The 19847-nt window shown below is 59.3% G+C and carries 16 protein-coding genes; 9 read left to right on the plus strand and 7 right to left on the minus strand.

Annotated elements, in window-relative coordinates; all coding sequences use genetic code 11:
• The first annotated feature begins 69 nt into the window (after nt 1-69).
• Both GR212_RS24035 and GR212_RS24040 read left to right on the plus strand, forming a co-directional pair.
• Nucleotides 70-939, plus strand: a complete 870-nt coding sequence (locus tag GR212_RS24035; protein ID WP_204326742.1) for an AraC family transcriptional regulator — start codon at nt 70-72, stop codon at nt 937-939.
• Nucleotides 940-1137: 198 nt separating this feature from the next.
• Entirely contained in the window at nt 1138-3381 is a 2244-nt protein-coding gene (locus tag GR212_RS24040) for a glycoside hydrolase family 2 protein (RefSeq protein ID WP_163990245.1), read from the plus strand.
• A 21-nt stretch (nt 3382-3402) separates the two neighbouring features.
• Here the strand turns inward: GR212_RS24040 and GR212_RS24045 are convergent, their stop codons facing one another.
• Nucleotides 3403-4314 carry a GntR family transcriptional regulator gene (locus GR212_RS24045; RefSeq protein WP_163990247.1) on the minus strand — a complete coding sequence of 304 codons (912 nt, stop codon included), beginning with the start codon at nt 4312-4314 and terminating at the stop codon, nt 3403-3405.
• 388 nt (nt 4315-4702) lie between these two features.
• Here GR212_RS24045 and GR212_RS24050 point away from each other — a divergent pair, with 388 nt between their 5' ends.
• From GR212_RS24050 to GR212_RS24065, 4 genes are all read left to right on the plus strand, one after another.
• Nucleotides 4703-5722, plus strand: coding sequence for an aldo/keto reductase (locus GR212_RS24050; RefSeq protein WP_163990249.1), 1020 nt, complete (start codon nt 4703-4705; stop codon nt 5720-5722).
• A 178-nt stretch (nt 5723-5900) separates the two neighbouring features.
• Complete coding sequence (locus tag GR212_RS24055; protein WP_163990251.1) at nt 5901-6890, plus strand: ABC transporter substrate-binding protein; 990 nt, start codon at nt 5901-5903, stop codon at nt 6888-6890.
• A 91-nt stretch (nt 6891-6981) separates the two neighbouring features.
• Nucleotides 6982-8532: a sugar ABC transporter ATP-binding protein gene (locus GR212_RS24060; RefSeq protein ID WP_163990253.1), complete on the plus strand. Its 1551-nt coding sequence runs from the start codon at nt 6982-6984 to the stop codon at nt 8530-8532.
• Nucleotides 8533-8561: 29 nt separating this feature from the next.
• Entirely contained in the window at nt 8562-9536 is a 975-nt protein-coding gene (locus GR212_RS24065) for an ABC transporter permease (protein WP_163990255.1), read from the plus strand.
• Between the two features lie 39 nt (nt 9537-9575).
• Here the strand turns inward: GR212_RS24065 and GR212_RS24070 are convergent, their stop codons facing one another.
• From GR212_RS24070 to GR212_RS24085, 4 genes are all read right to left on the minus strand, one after another.
• Nucleotides 9576-10577, minus strand: coding sequence for an acyltransferase family protein (locus tag GR212_RS24070; RefSeq protein ID WP_163990257.1), 1002 nt, complete (start codon nt 10575-10577; stop codon nt 9576-9578).
• Nucleotides 10574-11866, minus strand: a complete 1293-nt coding sequence (locus tag GR212_RS24075) for an O-antigen ligase family protein (RefSeq protein WP_163990258.1) — start codon at nt 11864-11866, stop codon at nt 10574-10576. The genes GR212_RS24070 and GR212_RS24075 overlap by 4 nt, the downstream gene beginning before the upstream one ends.
• Before the next feature lie 9 nt (nt 11867-11875).
• The gene (locus GR212_RS24080; RefSeq protein WP_163990260.1) at nt 11876-13150 is read right to left on the minus strand and encodes a polysaccharide biosynthesis/export family protein; all 1275 of its coding nucleotides are present in this window, start codon (nt 13148-13150) and stop codon (nt 11876-11878) included.
• Nucleotides 13151-13234: 84 nt separating this feature from the next.
• Entirely contained in the window at nt 13235-13915 is a 681-nt protein-coding gene (locus GR212_RS24085; protein ID WP_163990262.1) for a sugar transferase, read from the minus strand.
• 731 nt (nt 13916-14646) lie between these two features.
• Here GR212_RS24085 and GR212_RS24090 point away from each other — a divergent pair.
• Both GR212_RS24090 and GR212_RS24095 read left to right on the plus strand, forming a co-directional pair.
• The gene (locus GR212_RS24090; RefSeq protein ID WP_163990264.1) at nt 14647-14937 is read left to right on the plus strand and encodes an exopolysaccharide production repressor protein; all 291 of its coding nucleotides are present in this window, start codon (nt 14647-14649) and stop codon (nt 14935-14937) included.
• A gap of 90 nt (nt 14938-15027) precedes the next feature.
• Nucleotides 15028-16038, plus strand: coding sequence for a glycosyltransferase (locus GR212_RS24095; protein ID WP_163990266.1), 1011 nt, complete (start codon nt 15028-15030; stop codon nt 16036-16038).
• 12 nt (nt 16039-16050) lie between these two features.
• On the opposite strand, the gene GR212_RS24100 is transcribed toward GR212_RS24095, so the two are convergent.
• Both GR212_RS24100 and GR212_RS24105 read right to left on the minus strand, forming a co-directional pair.
• On the minus strand, nt 16051-16995 hold the full coding sequence (locus tag GR212_RS24100; RefSeq protein WP_163990268.1) for a polysaccharide pyruvyl transferase family protein: 945 nt from the start codon (nt 16993-16995) through the stop codon (nt 16051-16053).
• 87 nt (nt 16996-17082) lie between these two features.
• Nucleotides 17083-18042, minus strand: a complete 960-nt coding sequence (locus GR212_RS24105) for a glycosyltransferase family 2 protein (RefSeq protein ID WP_163990270.1) — start codon at nt 18040-18042, stop codon at nt 17083-17085.
• 719 nt (nt 18043-18761) lie between these two features.
• Between GR212_RS24105 and GR212_RS24110 the strand changes: the two genes are divergently transcribed.
• A complete protein-coding gene (locus tag GR212_RS24110) occupies nt 18762-19847 on the plus strand; it encodes an acyltransferase family protein (RefSeq protein ID WP_246725929.1) in 1086 nt (361 codons plus the stop codon).

Raw genomic sequence — 19847 nt, forward strand, 5'->3', positions numbered from 1 at the left:
CGAACAGAGAACTATTATGCTTTCAAGGGTAATTTTGTGCTGCAGGAATTGATCGATAACGGACAGGTCATGCGGACGGTTTCGCTGCCGCGCGGACGTCACCGGCTGCATGCCATGCCGACCAGCGCCGGCTATGAAATCAGGCATGACGAGCCCTATGATTGGGACGGGCGCCGCCGCGGCCAGACACCGTTTACCGTGCTTCAGCATACCATCAGCGGCACCGGGCGTCTGCGCTACGAAAGCCGCAGCTATCGTGTGAATGCCGGCGAAACGCTGCTCGTTCTCGTGCCGCACAATCATCGCTACTGGCTGCAGAAAGGCGAGCGCTGGGAATATTTCTGGATCTCGATGAATGGCGAGGAAGCCTTGCGCATCCATCGCCTGATCCTGGCTGCGGCCGGCCCAGTGCTGAAACTGCAGCAGGCGACCATCGATCATCTTGCCGATTGCAGCCTCCGGCTGGTCAAGGGCGCCGAGACGCCCGCCTCGGCCTCGGCCGTCGCCTATGAAGCGGCGATGGCGCTCTATGACGATGTCTTCGGCTCGCACGCCTTTGCTGCCGATCGCTCCGCCATGCAGATCGTCATCGACCATATCCATGCCAATCTCGACAAACCGCTTCCTGTCGACGAGCTTGCCCGGGTCAGCGGTCTCAGCCGCGCGCATTTTTCGCGTGTCTTTGCCGAAAGCGAAGGCGTGCCGCCGGCGGAATTCGTGCTGCAGCAGCGCATGCAGCGTGCCGCCAAACTGCTGACGAAGGCTGCGTTCATTCCGGTCAAGGAAGTGGCGATCATGTCCGGCTTCGACGATGCCAACTATTTTTCCAAGGTGTTTCGCCGTATCTATGGCATCAATCCGACGGAATTCCGCACCACCGGCATGTATGCCGCAGTGCGCAGCCCGGTTGAGGAGGCGAAGAACGGACGCAGCCGGTAGGTCTTGCGAAGCGGCCTGATCGGCAGTGGGTTACATGGCGGGAAAATCGGAATCCGCCAACCGGTCGCATTGCGCGCCCGCGACGAGCCAGTATAGATATCGCCCCGCGGCATTTGCGCCTGCCTCGCCGCGCGCCTGATTTTCCAAGCAACATCTGTTCGTCACCCGATGCGACGGGCTTACTCGATAGGATTGAATATGCGTTCTGTTGTCGCCTTCAACGAATCCTGGACGTTTCATGAAGGGTTCTCATCCGAGGACGCCGGACGCCGGCAGGAAGGGCAGCGCGTGACGCTGCCGCATACGGTCGTCGAACTGCCCTTCAATTATTTCGACGAAAAATCCTATCAGCGGGCCTTCACCTATCAGAAGATTTTGAACTGGGACGACAGGTTTGCCGGGCGTGAAGTATCGCTGGTCTTCGATGCCGCCATGGCCGATGCCGTCGTCTACTTGAACGGCCAGGAGATCGTCGCCCACAAGGATGGCTATACGCCATTCGAGGCACGCCTGACCGGTCATCTGCTCCAGGGCGAGAACCTGATCACGGTCAAGATTGACGGCAGCGAGAATCCCGAAATTCCGCCTTTCGGCGGCCGCATCGACTATCTGACCTATGCCGGGATCTATCGCGATGTCTGGCTGAAGCTGGCCGCCCCCGTCTCGATCGCCAACATCAAGGTCGAAACGACGGATGTCCTTTCCGACCGTAAATCCGTGACGGTCCGCTGCGACATCTCCAACCCGCAAGATCTCGCTTTCAAGGGTACGGCGAAGGTCGCGCTGCGGTCTGCCGATGGCGCGGTCATCGCCTCGGGACAGGCGGAAACGGCGGGCGGGAGCGTGACGCTGAGCTTCGATGGCCTTGCGGGCATTTCGCTTTGGGACCTCGACAATCCCGTGCTTTATTCGGCCGAGGTCGAGCTTATGACCGATCATGGGCCAGATCGTCACGCGACGCGTTTCGGCTTCCGTACCGCAAGCTTTACCGCCGAGGGGTTTCTGCTGAACGGCAGGAAGCTGAAGCTGCGCGGCCTAAACCGTCATCAGGCTTTCCCCTATGTCGGCTATGCGATGGGCCGTTCGGCGCAGGAGCGCGATGCCGAGATCATGAAGCGCACGCTGAAGTGCAATATCGTGCGCACCTCGCATTATCCGCAGTCGAAATGGTTCCTCGACCATTGCGACCGCATCGGCCTGCTGGTTTTCGAGGAAATTCCCGGCTGGCAGCATATTGGCGACGAGGAGTGGCAGCAGGAGTCGATCCGCAACGTGCGGCGCATGATCGAGCGCGACTGGAACCATCCCTCGATCGTCATCTGGGGTGTCCGCATCAACGAATCGCAGGATTCCCACGATTTCTACGCCGAGACCAATCGGCTGGCACGCGCGCTCGATCCGACGCGCCAGACCGGCGGCGTTCGCTACATCACCGAGAGCGAAATGCTCGAGGACGTCTATACGATGAACGATTTCATCCTCGGCAACGAGGAGCTGCCGGGCGCCAACCGGCCACGCACGCCGCTGAGGCCACAGCAGGAAAACACCGGTCTTTCCAAGGATGTGCCCTATCTTATCACCGAATTCGGCGGCCATATGTATCCGACGAAGATCTACGATCAGGAGCAGCGGCAGGCCGAGCATGTGCGCCGGCATCTGGAGGTCCTGAACGCGGCCTACGGCGATCCGTCGATTTCCGGCGCCATCGGCTGGTGCATGTTCGACTACAACACCCATAGCGATTTCGGCTCGGGCGACCGGATCTGCTATCACGGCGTGATGGACATGTTCCGCGAGCCGAAATTTGCCGCTTACGCCTACGCCAGCCAGTGCGACCCCGCCGACGAGGTTGTCATGAAGCCGGTGACGATCTGGGCGCGCGGCGAGCGCAATATCGGCGGGGCCCTGCCGCTTATGGTGCTGACGAACTGCGACGAGGTCGAGCTGCGATACGGGTCGCTCACCAAGCGCCTCGGTCCGGACCGGGAGACGTTCCCGCACTTGCCGCATCCGCCCGTCGTTTTCGATCACCGTTCCTTCACCCAGGACGAGCTTGGCGTATGGGGAATGGAATGGGAGGACGTGCAGTTCACCGGCTATATCGGCGGCAAGCCCGCGGTGGAGCAGCGCATGGTCGCCAATCCGCTGCCGACGACGCTTCAGGTCGAAGCCGATGCCGACACCTTGCGCGCAGGCGAGCGCGACACGGTGCGCGTCATCGTGCGCGCGCTCGATCAGGCCGGCTCGCGACTGGCTTTCCTCAATGAAGCCATCACGATCAAGGTCGATGGTCCGGCGAAGCTCATCGGTCCGGAAACGGTCGCATTCCAGGGTGGAACAACGGGCTTCTGGTTGCAGGCAACCGGAGAGGTGGGCGCGATCAAGCTCGAAGTCGCTTCCCCGCGCTTTGCCAGCCAAAGCCTGCGCTTGACTGCGAAGTGAGCGGCCGGCCGGCTCCCGCCGTTAGGCGGCGGAGCCGGCGATTTCGCTCGCACCTTGCGGGATCGACTGCAGCAGCGTCTGACGTGCCGAGGCGAGATGCTGGCGGCAGGCCGCGTCGATCCTTCGCTGGTCGCGTGATTGTAGCGCTTCGATATAGTCGAGGTGTTCGGCTATGGCGCGGGCATTGCGCTCGCGGGCGAAGGCCTTGTTCCACTGGTAGTGATAGTGGAAAATGATGGCGATGGCGTCGTAGAAATCGGCGATGAAGCGGTTCTTGGAGGCACGGTGGATGAGAAGATGAAACTTCTCGTCGAGGCGCGAGAAATCGCGGTAATGTGCGTCGAAATCCCTGAGCAGCTCGTGATGTTCCTGCTCGATCGCCTTCAGGTCGTCCCAGGCGTGGTGATGGGCGGGCAGGCGGCCGAATTCGGCTGCGGAATGCAGCTCGAACATTTCCCGCACGTCTGCTAGCTCCAGCGCGAATTCGCTGGTGAAGCCTTTCAGGATCCAATGGCTGTTCGGCCGTTTCTCGATCAGGCCGAAACGACTGAAACGAATAAGAAACTCACGAACGACGGAGGTGCCTGTGCCGATTTCGCGCGCCAGTTCCAGCTCGTTGATCTGCATGCCGGGCTGGGCTTCGTCCGACATGATGCGCATCATGAAGCTGCGCTCGATGATATCGTGCAGGGAATCGGTTTCTTCCTTGGGGAAGAAATCGGCGGGTATCGGCGGGCGCAGGACCGTCTTCTGCCGCTTGTTCCAGAGAATGATGCCGGCGTCACTGAGACGCATGAGGATCGCGCGCGCCGTGCTGCGGCTGACGCCGAGCTCGGCTGCGATTTCAGGCTCGCTCGGCAGCTCGGTATCGGGCTTCAGGCGAGCCGTATAGCGATTGAATGCCTCCTTGAAGAGCGTGTTTTGCCTTGCCATTTCCCCCTCGCGTATCGTCGCCGCTCTTTGCCGGCGGCGCTGTCTGAACCATGTATCAATGGCAGTCAATTGCAGGAGTAGTATCGAAACCGGCGTTTCCGCCATCCCCGGGCGGTCCCATGATTTCCTCGTTGACTCCAAAATGTTTATTGTAGATAAAAAACAAAATCAATTGGCGATGAAGGGCGAGCGCTTTCGATAACGCCGATGAGCAGGGAGAGAGTGAGAATGGCAATGCTTGCATCCTGCAGCCGGCGTGCAATCGTCATTCCGAGATGCGGCCACGTCGCCCCACGCCAGCGATAGATATTACGCACCGTGACGATGGCGACTGCGTCGAGCCATATGCGACGGGAATTGAAGTGACCGTCATCACAAGGGAGAGGTGATGAAGACTAGAACGATCGGCAGGACGGACCTTGAGGTCACGGAGATCAGCTTCGGCGCTGCGGCGTTGGGCGGCCTCTATCGTGCCTGCCCGCGCGACCAGGCGATGGAGACCCTGCAGGCCGCCTGGGACAACGGCATTCGTTATTTCGATGTCGCGCCCTGGTATGGCTTTGGCCTTGGCGAGCGCCGCGTCGGCGATTTCCTGCGCGATCAGCGGGAGGACAGCTACGTCTTGTCGACCAAGGTCGGTCGCCTCATGCGGCCGGTGCCGAGCGACAAGGTGCCGAATTACGGCTATGTCGATCCGCTGCCTTTCGATGCCGACTACGATTATTCCTACGACGGCATCATGCGGTCGGTCGAGTTCAGCTATGCGCGTCTCGGGCTCAACCGCATCGATATTCTCTACGTTCACGATATCGGCGGCTATACCCACGGCAAGGCTCTCAACGAGCGTTATCTCGGCCAGCTCCTGGGATCGGGGTTGAAGGCTCTGGAGGAGCTGAAGTCGTCCGGGGCGATCAAGGCCTATGGCCTCGGCGTCAACGAGGTGCCGGTCTGCCTGGACGTGATGCATGCGGCCGATATCGACTGCATTCTGCTGGCGGGGCGCTATACGCTGCTCGACCGCTCGGCCGTTGCCGAGCTGTTGCCGCTTTGCGAGAAGAAGGGAACGTCGCTGGTCGTGGGTGGCGTCTTCAATTCCGGCATTCTGGCCACCGGGCCCGTGCCTGGCGCGCATTTCGACTATCTGCCGGCAACGCCCGATGTCCTGGCCAAGGTCGGGGCGATGGAGGAGATCGCCCGCAAGCATGGCGTTCCGCTCGCCCAGCCGGCGCTGCAGTTCCCGTTGCGCAGTCCTTGCGTGGCTTCGGTTCTGATCGGCACGGCAAAGGCAGCAAGTCTTGACCGCAACATGCAGCTCGTGGAGCCACGGCTTCCCGACAGTTTCTATGCGGAATTCGAAGGATTGACCCTGGTCGCGTCTCCGTTGGGAGATGAGGCGGTTCGGGTTTAGAAGACAGCGAGCTATCGAGCCGTCGGGAGAGGCGGCTTCGAAGAGGAGGAAAGCCTGTTTTGGCGCCGGTGGCTTTTGTCGCGGCGCGATGCGTGATGCTCCAAGGCGTCACGATACCGGCCGTAAGCGTTCACCGGCGGGTGTGCAGGAAAGCAGAGCGCGTTGAGAGGAGAAGCAGATGAATATTGCCAAGTCACTTCTGTCCCGCCGCAGCTTTGCCGGCCTTGCCGGCGCTGCCATCATCGCAGTTGCGATGCCGGTGCAGTCCTTTGCGGCCGACGTGACCATTCCGATCATCGTCAAGGACACGACATCCTTCTACTGGCAGATCGTTCTTGCCGGCGCACGCCAGGCGGGCAAGGATCTCGGCGTCAAGGTGCCGGAACTCGGCGCGCAGGCTGAAACCGACGTCAACGGTCAGATCAGCATTCTCGAAAACGCTGTTGCCGGCAAGCCGGCCGCAATCGTCATCTCGCCGACCGAGTTCAAGGCGCTCGGCAAGCCGGTGGACGAAGCAGCGAAGTCCGTTCCGATTATCGGTATCGACTCCGGCGCCGACTCCAAGGCTTTCAAGTCATTTCTGACCACGGACAACGTTCAGGGCGGCCGTATTGCCGCCGATGGCCTGGCCGCCGCGATCAAGCAAATGACGGGCAAGGATGAAGGCGATGTCGTCATCATCACCAATACGCCCGGTGCCGGTTCTCTCGAACAGCGCCGCGAGGGCTTCCTGGATCAGGTCAAGACCAAGTATCCGGGCCTGAAGGTTGTCGCCGACAAGTATGCTGACGGTCAGGCAACGACCGGCCTCAACATCATGACCGATCTGATCACTGCCAATCCGAAGATCGTTGGCGTCTTTGCCTCCAATCTGATCATGGCGCAGGGTGTCGGCCAGGCCATTGCTGAAAACAAACTCAGTGACAAGGTCAAGGTCATCGGCTTCGACAGCGACGATAAGACCCTCGGCTTTCTCAAGAGCGGTGCCATTGCCGGTCTCGTCGTTCAGGACCCGTACCGCATGGGTTACGACGGCATCAAGACCGCTCTCGCCGTCTCCAAGGGTGAAAAGGTTGAAGCCAATGTCGATACCGGCGCCAACCTCGTAACCAAGGCCAACATGAGCGAGCCGAAGATCGAAGCCTTGATCAACCCGAAGGTCAAGTAAAGCTTGGAGGCTGCGGCCGATTCGTCGGCCGCAGCCTTTCTGTCTGTCCGCCTCTCGGGCGGTTGCGCGGCGATGCCAGAGGGAGGAGACCATGACGAGCCTCGAAGAAATCAGCCATCGGCACGATGACACGACCAAGACGGAAGCAAGTCGGGTTCAGGCCGGCTCGCCCATCCTCGAGCTCAAAGGGTTGCAGAAGCGGTATGGGTATGTCGAGGCACTAAAGCCGGCGACGATCACATTTCTGGCGGGTGAAATTCATGCCATTGTCGGCGAAAACGGAGCCGGCAAGTCGACGCTGATCAAGCTCCTGACCGGCGTCATCACCAGGACGGCCGGCGAGATATTCTGGTGCGGCCATCCCGTAGCACTTGCCAATCCCAATGAGGCGATTGCACGCGGCATCAACGCCGTGCATCAGGAGGTCGTCCTTTGCCCGCATCTGACGGTTGCGGCCAATCTCTTTCTTGGCGACGAGGTCAATCGCTTCGGCCTGATGCGCAAGAAGCAAATGGTCGCGATGGCCCAGACGGTGCTTGACGATCTCGGCTTCGGACTACCGGCGGCCGATCTTCTGAGTTCGCTCACCATTGGCCAGCAGCAGCTGGTCGCGACCGCAAGAGCCGCGATGCGCGGCACGCAATTCCTCATCTTCGATGAGCCGACCGCCTATTTGACGCGCAAGGAATCGGCGCAGCTGTTCAAGCTGATCCGGCGCCTGCAGAGCGAAGGCGTGACGATCGTCTACATCAGTCACCGCATGGAAGAGGTCTTCGAGCTGGCCGATCGCGTGTCCGTGCTGCGCGACGGCACGCATGTCGGCACCCGCCTGATTGCCGAGACCGATGACGACGAACTGATCAAGCTGATGATCAATCGTTCCATCGAACAGATCTATCACAAGGAAGAGATTGAGATCGGTGGGCCTATCCTGGAGACGCGCAGCCTTTCTGGTCCCGGTTTCGAAAATGTCTCGCTGACTGTGCGCGCCGGGGAAATCGTCGGACTGTATGGGCTGATCGGGGCGGGTCGCAGCGAATTCGCGCTTGGCCTCTATGGTCGTCAACCGGTTTCGGCGGGCGAAATATACTGGGAGGGGCGCAAGGTTCAGATCCGCAACGAACGCGACGCGATGGAACTCGGCATTGCGCTTGCGCCGGAAAGCCGCCGCGATCAGGGGCTCTGCCTCAACCTGCCGATCGGCCTCAATATCAATTTGCCAGTGTTCGGACGGCTGAGCCGAGGTCCGATCATCAACAACAAGAGTGAGGCCGCGAATGCCGACAAGCAGATCCGCGATCTCAGCATCAAGACGCCCAGCCGGCGGGTCCTTGTTTCCTCCATGTCTGGCGGCAATCAGCAGAAGGTGGTCATCGGCAAATGGCTGAGCCACGGCGCCAAGCTTTTCATCTTCGACGAGCCGACGGTGGGTGTCGATGTCGGCACCAAGGCGGAAATCTATCGGCTGTTTGCCAAGTTGCTTCGCGAGGGGGCGGGGATTATCGTCATATCTTCCTACCTGCCCGAGGTTTACGAGCTTGCCGATCGTTTACATGTGTTCCGGCACGGCCAGCTGGTCGCCAGTCATGATTTTCACGCTGCCACGCATGAGGAAGTCCTCGGCGAAGCGATCGGCGTCTGAACGAAAAAATTGAAAGAGGGAGAACAAGAATGGCCGCGAACACAACAGAAGGGCCCGCCGTTGCACCGCGGCGTAAGATGAATATCCTCTTCAGCCTGACGCTGATCCTGCTTTTGATTGCGCTATGGATCGTGCTCGGCTTCTCGACAGATGTGTTCTGGACGCAGCTCAACATCACCAACTTGGCGCGGCAAGGGTCGATGACGGCCATTCTTGCGCTTGGACAAACCTTCGTCATCATTACCGGGGGCATCGATCTTTCCGTCGGCGCTATCGTTGGCTTTTGCACCGTCGTCGTCGCCTGGCTGCTCCAGGCCGGAGTACCGGTCTGGGCCGCTATCCTCATCACTTTGCTGTTCGGGGTTCTTATCGGGGCATTCCACGGCTTCGGCATCGTGCGCATGGGTTTGCCACCTTTCATCATCACGTTGGCGACGCTGACGTCCCTGCGCGGCATCGGCCTGCTGATCACCAATGGTTCGAGCATCAACATCGTCAATGACGCTTTCACCAATTTCGCGGTCGCCGATTTTCTCGGTATTCCGAGCCTGTTCTGGATGGTGATCGTGGTGGCGATTCCGGCCGTCGTCTTCCTGCATCTCAGCCGTTGGGGCCGTTATCTTTTTGCTGTCGGTTCCAATCGCGAGGCTGCGCGTCTGTCCGGCGTCAATGTCAACAGGATGATCTATTTCGCCTATATACTGTCTGGAACCTGCGCCGCCTTGGTGGGTGTTCTGCTTGCCTCGCGCATAGCCATCGGCAATGCGACCCAGGGCGATGGTTGGGAATTGCAGGCGATCGCATCGTCGGTTATCGGTGGCACCAGTCTCTTTGGCGCGATCGGGTCTGTCTATGGCCCGCTAATCGGCGCCTTCATATTGGCGACCATCAACAACGGCGCTAATCTTCTGAACCTGAACTCCTTCTGGCAGCGCATCATCACCGGCGTGCTCATCATCGTGATCGTCTATTTCGACCAGTTGCGCCGCCGGCGGAGCCCTTGATGTGCTTCCCGCTGGCCGGGAGAGGGCCGGTTCAGAAACTCAGGCTGGCGAGGGGCGCGCTCTTAGCCAGCTGGCGTTTCGCAGCAGATTGCGCAGCGGCTTTTCGACCAACTCATATGCAAAGATACCGAGAAGGGTTCCCGCTATTGCGCCGATGAAGGCTGCGACATCGGATGGAATCGGCGTGGAGATCACGAGTTTTGCGATCACGGAGATCGCGAGCGTATGCCAGAGATAGATGGAATAGGAGCTGTTGCCGAGATAGGTGAGGGGCGGAATTTCCGGCAGCTTGCCGCCGCGTTCTATCGAAACCATGCCAAGCACCAATGCTATGGCAAGGGGACCGCAGATGATCTCGTTGAATTCGAGGCCGAATATCTCAATGGCTGCGAAACCTGAGAGCGACGCGATGACGAGGGCAATGCCAAGGCTGGCGCCCGGAACGCTTCCCTTCAGCCAAAGCTGCCCCAAAACCGCACCTGCCGCGAATTCGAGAATGATCGGCCTGGTATAGGTGACGAGCAAGGGCGACTGCGGGTGAAGGACGGCGCCGGCGATGACGAAGGCAGCAAAGACGCCGATCAGGCTGCCGAGACGCAGGCGTCGCGGCAGGAACAGGCAGGCCGCGAAGACGACATAAAAGAACATCTCGAAATTCAGCGTCCATCCCTGCACCAGCACCGGCCAGATCTCGCCATTGCTCGGCGATCGGACCGGAATGAACAGCAGTGAACCGAGGATATGGCTTGCGGTCAGTCTCATGTTCGGAAACAGGCCGGCAGCCGCCCCGCCGATCATGATCGCCGTGACGATCCAGTAGGACGGTGCGATGCGCTGCAGGCGGTCGAGCACGAAGCGCAGCGGCGTCACGGGGCGGCGTTCGCTCATGGTCCACATGATGAAGCCGCTGATGACGAAGAAGACGTCGACGCCGGCAGCCCCGACGCGGAAATGGCCGCCGCTGCGCTCGGCGGCATGAAAGAGTACCACCGCCAGAGCGGCAAAGGCGCGCAGATACTGAATTCCGTAAAGCGTTTTCATCGACCGGTTCGCGCCTCCCAGTTTACCGTTGGCGTGAATGGCGTTCGTTCGCTTGCCGTCAGCGCCGCTTTTGCAGGCGTACGCATCCGCATGGAGAGCTTTCCAGCCGTGAAATAGAACAGGAAGGAACCGACATGATACGGGTTCAGAATGTCGATCTCCACGAAGGAGCGGATCAGGAGCAGCGTGGCGACGCCCAGAAGCACATAGGATTCGTCGTTTCTGACGTCGCTCAGGAACCGGTTGATATGACCGACGAAGGCCGTCAGCAGGATCGAGGCGAGCAGGAACACGCCGATGAGGCCGGTTTCGACCGTCGTCTCGATATAGGTGTTATGGAAATGGAACCCGGCGCGCGAGGCGATGTAGAATTCCTGCCATAGCCGCTCGGGTTCCGAGAAGCCCTGGACCCAGTAAGCCTGATAGCCTACGCCGAAAAAGGGATTCCGCGTCGCGGCCGCGATGCCCTGTTGCCAGAGATAGGTGCGGCCCGTGAGCGTGGAATCCTTGCCGAAGGCGCCGAGCACGAGATCCACGGCGCCGAGATAGACGCCGGCGACCGCAAGGATGACGCCGGAAATGGCCACGGTGGCGAACAGCTTCTTGCGCTGCTTTGGTGACAGGAAAAGAATGAGGCGCAGGCTGATGCACAGCATGACCACCAGTCCGGTCGTCAGCACCGAGGTTGCCGATTGCGACGCCAGCAGGCAATAGGCTGACAACAGGCCGGCAATTCCCCCGCCAAGCAGCCAGATCCGACGCTCGCCAAGGACGAAAACGGCGGCGAAGGCGAAATAGATGCCGAGCGAAGCATAGAAGCCGAGCTGGTTCTTGGAATCGAAGGCGCCGACGAAGCTGTATGTCCCGTCGATGGGGTCATAGGCATAATAGCCGAACAATATCGAATAGATGAGCACGATGCCGGTGCCGGCGATCGCGCCGCGCGCAAGCGTGCGGATATCGAGCGCACGCATGGCGATCAGGGCGCAGAAGATGTGCGTCATGTACTGGATTGCCGCGCGCGCCGTCACCGACGGGACGACAGACCAGAAGATCGACAGGCAGGTGAAGACGCCGAAGGCGAACAGCCAAAGCTGCTTCTGATAGCTGCCGAGCACTGTGCGATAGTCCATCAGTACCAGCGGAAACCACAGGATGTAGTAGAGCAGGATGGAGGCCTGGCCGAAGCGGGAGGAATAGGCAAAGACGAAGAAAGACAGCGCAACCGCCACCATGCCGTAGGTGGCGTTGCTGCCTGGCCGAACGAAGACCGATTTGGCAATCCGCATCGATTTTCCTTATCGCATGGCAAGACCGGTGCTGACCTTGATGAGGTCACCGGGCAGCACCTGGGTGTTCTCCTGGGCGGGAATTTCCTTCGTCTGGCCTTTGTCGTCGCGAATGATCGTATAGACGATGCTGACGCCCTGCCCGTTGGCATCGAGATTGCTGGCGTCCGCCGATTGAGCGACCGCTTCCTGCATGAGCGACTGGCTGGTGGAAAGCTTCAGCTGCAGTGTTTCCAGCTGCGTATCGGTATCCTGCATATCCTGTGCCAGCGAGCTCTGCCAGTCGTTGTGAAGGGTAATCTCGTCCTGATTGGCCTTGTTGATATCCTGCTTGGCTTTCAGCGAGGCCGTCTCGGTATCCAGAAGCGTGGCCTCCAGATCGGACGCACGCTGCTCGGCGGAAATCCGGCGAGAGGCAAGTTCCAGCCCTCTTTCGGCAAGGCTTTCGACCTTGTCACGGTCGGCCTTGGCCAGGTCCAGCTGACGGCTCTGCGTGTCGTTCTTCTTCGAAAGCGCCTCGACTTCGTTCTGCAGCAGCGTCTTCAGATCTTCCAGGGATTGCAGCTGCGTCTTCATGCGCTGGCTGCGCGTATCCATCAGCGCCTTCTCGCTTGCGAGCAGGTTTGGCGCCTGGGGCAGCTGCTTGAGTTCGGCCGGGACATCGATCTCGTCCTTACCGGCCAATTCGGCCAGCAGGCGGGCCTTGCGCATCAACAGGCGTCCGCGCTCAGCCATATAGACGACGGCATCGCCCTTGGCATTGATGAAGTCGCGGGCAAAGCGCTGTCCGGCGTCAGCGCGCCGCATGCCGCCGCCAAGGCTCACGGCCTTGAGCACGGTCAGGTTGGGCGCGAACGGATATTCCCCGGGGTTCTGGACCTCTCCGGAGAGGTAGATCGGTCGGAACTGCGACATTTCGACGGAAGCCGAGGGCCGATCGCGCAGGCCGAACTGCTTTTGCAGGCCGATGCCGATGGCTTCGGCGATCTCATCCGTCGTCTTGCCCATGGCAGGCATTTCGCCGATGAAAGGAATGGAAATCGAACCGGAAGGGCCGACCGTGTAATCGCCCGAAACCACCGACCAATCGCGGATAGTGCCTTCGGCGGTCTGCCATTCGGCAACGCGTACATGCAGCTTGTCCATGACCCCCAGATGGTAGCCGGGCAGATTATCGGCCACGGCCGAGACTGAAGCTGCGCAAAGGCTAAGAGCAACGAAAGCTGCGCACCGAAGCGATGTGTTGACGCGAACGAGCCTCTTGGAAGGCCGAAATTCAATCATGCAGGATCTTCCCTGTTACTGGTCGGCAGCCCGCAAGATGCGGGAAAACCGCAGGACGGATCCCACGGTATCTGCCAGTCATCATCAATAGCTGCCGCGCGAGAGGCAGACCGCAGGAATGGTTTTGGCGATGATCATCATGTCGCTGCTGAGCGACCAGTTCTTCACATAGTGCGTATCGAAGGCGACACGGCTTTCATAGGAGACGTCGTTGCGGCCGCTCACCTGCCACAGACCGGTGAGGCCGGGGCGGGACTGCAGGTAGTAGATCGCCGCGGTCTCATAGAGTTCGAGTTCGTCTTCCACGACCGGGCGCGGACCGACGACGCTCATTTCGCCGCGGATGATGTTGATCAATTGCGGCAGTTCATCAAGGCTGAGCTTGCGAAGCACGGCCCCGACGACGGTGACGCGGGGGTCGTTCTGCAGCTTGCGGGTTGCGCGCCACTCCTCCATTGCCCTTGGGTCGGCCTGCAGATGGGCATGCAGAATCTTGTCGCCGTCGACCATCATGGTGCGGAACTTCAGGCAGCGGAAGCTCTTGCCATTATGGCCGATGCGGCGATGACCGTAAAATGCGGGACCGCGGTCCGTAAGCTTCACCAGCAACATCAGCATCACGAAAAGCGGGCTGATGAGAACCAGTGCGGTCATTGCGGCAGAGACGTCGAAAACGCGCTTCAATACTCCACCAGTGGGCGGAAAGACGTCGCTTTCCGCAGCGCTGAAAAAAGCCGATGTGGCCGATCTCGTCGCAGACTTCATAGAGAAAACTCCATTCATGTTGACGATTGGTCGGAAATTCTCGGACGCGTAATTAGAGCCGCGATGACCGGAGTGTAGGTTGGGATTTTGACTTTTTAAGCCAAACTTTTGTAGCGATATGGTATGGTGGTATATATTTACCGCATCGATGGTGACTTGGTTTAAATCAGTGATCGGTTATAGATGATATGTACTGTATCAAGCTTCGTATAGCCGCGGCGTTGATAGCTCTGCCGCGTTGCGGAAGACGGTTTTCAAGCACGTTATAGGGAGTTCAAGGTAAGTTGTTCATAATCATTGGCTTCGATAGCCTCGGATCGCTTTCCCGTTAGCTGCGGGCCATCTTGGTTCTCCTGCGGGATATATTGCATTGCAGCAATGTTTTGCGATGCACATACTCAGGCTCGCTTTTTCAGGACTTTGTAATAAAAGTTGATTGAATTGGCGGTGAAGTGAGCGACGGGCGGACGAGCGAATGCGTCTTAATGGGTGTGTATTTTTGACATATCGCCAAATGATTGCAGATAAGAAAAATGAACAAATTCAATTGTAATTATAATTGACGTGTAGTTTTAACCTGCGCGGCGTAAGGATCGTATCAATTCGCAACGGATCGCCGTGACTTGGTTGAATCTCAATGAATCATAAAATATATTTGAGGTTCAGGTCTGATAAGGGAGGAAAGACCTTGATCGTTTTTGACATGATGGCTGAGCGGGCGAGGTAACATTATGTATGCGCCGCGCGTCTTTATCAGCATGCTGGGCACGCTGGTCGTATTTGCCATCGCAACATACTTTTTGACGAATTCTCTTTGGACGACCTTGATCGAGACGATCATTTGCGCCGTCCTCCTGCAGATCGGCTATTTTCTGGGCGTCCTCTATCTCGTCTGGAAGGAACGCAAGTCGCGCGATGCCTTGCTCAGCGAAGAGAAGATACCTGTATCGGGCCAGGAAGACACCAAGGTCGGTGGTCTTGCCGCGTCCAATCTCAAGCGGTCCGAGCCGTTCAACCCTTAAGCAGGATCGCCAATCCGATCTTTTGCCCGTCCGGCGGTTGCCGGATCCGAGCCTTGTCCTAAGTCTCCGGCAGAACCATTGGAGGCTGACGTGACCGACCGTGCAGAAAATAGCGTCTGCGTAATCATTGCCGCAAAGAACGCCAGCGACACCATCGGGCTGGCCGTCGCCTCAGCTCTCCGTGAACCCGAAGTGGCGGAAGTTGTCGTCATCGACGATGGCTCGACGGATGGAACCGCCGCCGCTGCATCCTGCGCCGATGACGGCAGCGGCAGGTTGACGATCCGGGAATTCGAAAAGAACCGTGGCCCGGCGGCTGCGCGCAATCATGCCATCGAGATATCCAAGGCGCCGCTGATCGGCATTCTCGATGCCGATGATTTCTTCTTTCCAGGGCGTTTCGCCTCGCTGCTTGACGATGACGATTGGGATTTCGTTGCCGATAACATTGCCTTCGTCAGCGCCGACACCGTTCCGGATGCGCATGCGAGGCTGGATCATTTCGATGCGAAGCCGCGCTTTCTCGATCTCGTAGCGTTCGTTGAAGGCAATATTTCCAAGCGCGGCGTCCGCCGGGGCGAGATCGGCTTCCTGAAGCCCTTGATGCGCCGCTCGTTCATGGATGCGCATGGCCTGCGCTACAACGAGGCGCTGCGCCTCGGCGAAGACTATGACCTCTACGTCCGCGCGCTGGCCAGGCACGCGCGCTATAAGATCATCCACAGCTGCGGTTACGGCGCGGTCGTGCGCAGCGATTCCCTGAGCGGTCGGCACAGGACGGAGGATTTGCGACGGCTTTATGAGGCCGACCGGGCGGTCCTTGCAAAGGGGGACCTTTCTGCGACCGACGCCGCGGCGATCCGCCGCCACGAACGTCATATTCGTGATCGCTACGAGCTACGACACTTCCTCGATATCAAGTCGCGGTCCGGGCTCTTGTCCGCCGCAAGCTACGCGCTTGCGCACCCCTTTGCCGCTCCGGCGATCGCCGGCGGCATCCTGGCGGACAAGACGGAGCGCTTCCGCAAGCACGGCGGCGCCCCCATCGCCCATGCCGGCGCCAACGGCCTGCGCTATCTTTTGCAGGCCGCGCCGGAATAGGCATTTCGCGGACTACAGGTAGTCGCGCCGCACACCGTCGATCACCGTCAGGAGGCGCTCCTTGCAGCCTGCGAGCGCGGCGTCCTTGCTCAGCTGCGGCTTTGCCTTGCTGGCCTGCCAGAGGGCGAGGGCCGAGGGCATGGCCAATGCCTGCTTCGCCATCACCCGCAGCGTGGTCTGCTCGGGATCGGCGAGCATGACATTTTCGCCGTACCGCTGCTTTTCGAGTTCGGCCGCAGCCTGCTTGCTGCGTTCGAAGCCGACGCCCCAGAACCGGGCTCCCTTGGCGATCGCCTCGGCACGGGTGGAAACGGGGATGTGCCTCGGCTGGTAGGTGACGCCAAGCGAACGGGCCCAGTCGTTCCACTTGAAACTGTTGATGGAACGCGAGGAGCTGACCGCAATCCACGGAACGCGGAAGGCATCGGCAAGAATTGCGCCATGCATGGATTCCGCCACGATCAGCTCGGACGCCGCGATCTCGCGGATCACGGCCTTCGCCTCGCCGCGAGGATCGAGGTAGGAAAGGCCGACGGTCTTGCAGATCTCGGGCCAGAGGCCGGCGGCGGCCGACTCCCAATGCGGTATGAAGGTGCGTTTGCCATTCTTCGAAACATTCTGGAATTCCGGCATTTCCGTCACCAGGACGGCGGGGTCGACGATACCCATTTCGATCGGCAGGCCGACTTTTTCCGCGGTGAGCGGGCCGCGGACGCTGCGGACATCCCATTGCGACCTGTCACGCATATCGGGCAGGGAGCCATAGCCGAAGCCGCTGCCGATGACGAGCTTGCGTCCGTCGGCGGGCAGGATTTCCGTGTTGAGGACAGTTCCGACGCCGACCAGCAATGTCTGCGCATGGACGTCGCGAAGGCCGGGAAGCAGGAAATCCCAGAGCCAGAGATTGAGATCGTCACCGAAATTGCCATGGGTCGATTCCCAGTGGAACGGCTTCATGCAGGACTCCTTGCTGATCCAAGCGATAACGGGAACATGCCGTGGCTCTTGGGTGCGGCATGCGCAGTCTATGCTGCGGTGCAAAATCTAGGGCGCGAGTTTACCCACGGCAAGGCGCATGGCGCTTTGTAAGATGGCGGGGTCGCGCAGCGCCCATTTCGCCAGCAATCCGAATTGCGGCAGGCGCCGTTGCCGCATCTGTCGCGCCTGGCTCCAGAGCGCCTGCCGGCGGGCGCGGTTCTTGTAGCCGCGAATGGCTTCGACATCCTGCGGCCGGCGCGAGAATCTCTGCTCCAGTGTGTTCAGCGCGGTCCATGTGTTGAATTGCTGACGCAGAAACTGGGGTGAATCATTGTCGATGCTGTGAAAGATGTTCACGCCCTCGCCGCGTAGCGCACCCACGTTTTCACATAACACCACACGCTTGGCCGCCAGGATGCAATCGCAGAAAAAGAGGATATCCTCGGCCGCCAGCCGCAATGTCGGCTCGAAACGGACTTTCTCGAAAAGAGATCTCCCGATCACCATGCAGGACATATGCAGGAAGCTCCAGTCCTTCAGCATGACGCTGGCGACATTCGGGATTTCGATGACCGCGGGCCTATCCGAAAGCCGGACCGTATCGGCGGATTTGCCAAGTTCAGCGATGCTGAAATGATAATGGAACTCATCGCCGCCCTCGATGGAGTCCCAATAGCAATCGGCATGATGGTGGGTGAGTGTTCCGAATGCATTGCTCAGATGCTCCGGTGCCCATTCGTCATCCGAGTCCAGAAATGCCACGAACCGGCTGTCGGCCGGTACGCTTTCAAGGCCGGTGTTGCGCGCCCCTCCCGGGCCTGCATTGGTCTGGCGGATCACCCGGATGCGCCTTCTTTCCTCGCTGCTCAGCGATTGCAGTTCGTTTTCCGCCGGAAGCGGCGATTCATCGTCGATGATGAGTACATCGAAATCCTGAAACGTCTGCCGGGCTATCGACGTCAATGCACGCTGCAGAACGCCCGTATGCTTCTGATAGAAGGGAATAACAATCGTGATAGACGCCATTTTCCCGCCTTTACGTTTTTCGATTCAAGAGCTTGCGTTCTCATTTCCTGGGAACGCGACCATCAGTATTGCAGCGGCGCGAGCCACCACTCCCCGGCTGCGTATCCGCTGGCGGATCGCGCCGTGACGCCAACAGGTAGCGTCCATTCGATGCGGAGCAATGTCGGGAATGAGATTTTATCGAAGTTCATCCATGCAAGGCGGGGATCGTCGAATTCCGCGTCTGTGCACTTTTATGACGCATGGCCGCTCGGGATCGCGGGGAGTACAGCCATGGGAGGAGCGGGGCGAATTGATTTTCTTATAGCGATTGAATGCCTGTCGCATTTTGGTCAAGCTTCGCGCGCCAAAATCTGCTGCGCTGCAAAAAATCTTCACCTTCCAGCAGAAAAATAACAGCGTCCCGGATGCGTCGTCCAGCGCCCGCATGCAAATATCGAGCGACGCCTAAGTTCCTATCACGGCAACGCTTTTCATCGATCTAAATCGATTTTTCTATCGCTGACGGCCGGGAAACGATGTTTTCGGTCTCCGTCACCATATCACTTTTCGCTCATTTTTGCTGCGGTGCCATATTCCCTTTCCGAAGAGCGCCCTAGGTTACGTCTGCGAGCTCTGCTGTGCTCTGTTTGAAATGGCTGCGAGGGGGGATGCAGCCCGAAGAAGGGGTGACAGACATCGTGAATATGACTGCCAACGTGTCTTCGCGGATAAACCTCATGCGTATCGTGCTTATCTCGGGCATCATCTTTGTCCACATACCGTTCGATACGCATACCAGCCCGTTCAACGGCACCTACGGGCTTTTCGATTGGCTGAGAGTGTTCCTTCGCGACAGCCTGTTTCGCGTCGGCGTTCCCTGCCTGAGTGCGATTTCAGGTTATCTGCTGTTTCGCCAGGACACGGCATCTCTGGATTATGGCAAGACCATTCGTAGAAAGACAAAGACAATCATTCTGCCGTTCCTGCTGTGGAACAGCGCGTTCTTCCTGTTCGTATTGCTCCTCCAGTACTATGGGATCGGCGATGGATATTTGCCGGATCTCTCGGAAGCTACTCCCCATACGCTCTCGACACTTCTATTCGCGATCGACGGAACTCCGGTCAATCTACCGCTTTACTTCCTGCGGGATCTCTTCGTCTGTATTCTGCTGTCACCGCTTCTTGCCGTTCTGATCCGTCGCGCACCGTTCTTGACCTTGGCCTTTCTGCTTCTGCTTGCTGCCTGGCCGATATCGATCGGCCTCGTGCTGCGCAATTCGATTCTTTTCAGCTTCAGCTTCGGCATCTACCTCAGGCTCTATCGTATCGATGTCACGATCATGGATCGCTATGCTGCCTTGATCGGGCCTGCCTTCATCCTGCTTGCGGCGCTTCTGGCAACGGCCGCCTATATCACCGGCCCCGGTTTGCCCTTGTGGCTCGAGGTTTGCCGCAACCTGATGGTGATTGTCGGCATTCCCGGCTTCTGGGCCTTGTCGGCAATCTTCATCCGCAGCCGTTTCGGACAGAGGCTGGCGGGAACCGGCGGCCTGAGCTTCTGGATCTTCTGCGCCCACTATCCGTTGCTTTTCTGTCTCTGGGTTCTCTGGAACCGCGGCGGCAGCGATCTTTATCCGGTTTTCTATCTCCTGGCGGCGGCGCTTGCCTTGCTGCTGCTGCCTCTGACGAATGGCATGGCGCGCTACGCCATGCCGAGCCTCTACAACCTGCTGACCGGCAGCCGGACGCGCCCGCTGGCCGAAGTCCAAGCTGCCCAGAACCGCGCCGCCGAAGATCGGCATGCGCGATCCGAGCAAAGGTGA

The sequence above is a fragment of the Martinezella lusitana genome, from assembly GCF_010668395.1.
GTDB classification, from domain to species: Bacteria; Pseudomonadota; Alphaproteobacteria; order Rhizobiales; family Rhizobiaceae; genus Rhizobium; species Rhizobium lusitanum_A.

Coding starts and splice junctions, on each gene's coding strand:
- GR212_RS24035 (WP_204326742.1), top strand. CDS start 70: ATGCGGACGGTTTCGCTGCCGCGCGGACGTCACCGGCTGCATGCCATG.
- GR212_RS24040 (WP_163990245.1), top strand. CDS start 1,138: ATGCGTTCTGTTGTCGCCTTCAACGAATCCTGGACGTTTCATGAAGGG.
- GR212_RS24045 (WP_163990247.1), bottom strand. CDS start 4,314: ATGGCAAGGCAAAACACGCTCTTCAAGGAGGCATTCAATCGCTATACG.
- GR212_RS24050 (WP_163990249.1), top strand. CDS start 4,703: ATGAAGACTAGAACGATCGGCAGGACGGACCTTGAGGTCACGGAGATC.
- GR212_RS24055 (WP_163990251.1), top strand. CDS start 5,901: ATGAATATTGCCAAGTCACTTCTGTCCCGCCGCAGCTTTGCCGGCCTT.
- GR212_RS24060 (WP_163990253.1), top strand. CDS start 6,982: ATGACGAGCCTCGAAGAAATCAGCCATCGGCACGATGACACGACCAAG.
- GR212_RS24065 (WP_163990255.1), top strand. CDS start 8,562: ATGGCCGCGAACACAACAGAAGGGCCCGCCGTTGCACCGCGGCGTAAG.
- GR212_RS24070 (WP_163990257.1), bottom strand. CDS start 10,577: ATGAAAACGCTTTACGGAATTCAGTATCTGCGCGCCTTTGCCGCTCTG.
- GR212_RS24075 (WP_163990258.1), bottom strand. CDS start 11,866: ATGCGGATTGCCAAATCGGTCTTCGTTCGGCCAGGCAGCAACGCCACC.
- GR212_RS24080 (WP_163990260.1), bottom strand. CDS start 13,150: ATGATTGAATTTCGGCCTTCCAAGAGGCTCGTTCGCGTCAACACATCG.
- GR212_RS24085 (WP_163990262.1), bottom strand. CDS start 13,915: ATGAAGTCTGCGACGAGATCGGCCACATCGGCTTTTTTCAGCGCTGCG.
- GR212_RS24090 (WP_163990264.1), top strand. CDS start 14,647: ATGTATGCGCCGCGCGTCTTTATCAGCATGCTGGGCACGCTGGTCGTA.
- GR212_RS24100 (WP_163990268.1), bottom strand. CDS start 16,995: ATGAAGCCGTTCCACTGGGAATCGACCCATGGCAATTTCGGTGACGAT.
- GR212_RS24105 (WP_163990270.1), bottom strand. CDS start 18,042: ATGGCGTCTATCACGATTGTTATTCCCTTCTATCAGAAGCATACGGGC.
- GR212_RS24110 (WP_246725929.1), top strand. CDS start 18,762: ATGCGTATCGTGCTTATCTCGGGCATCATCTTTGTCCACATACCGTTC.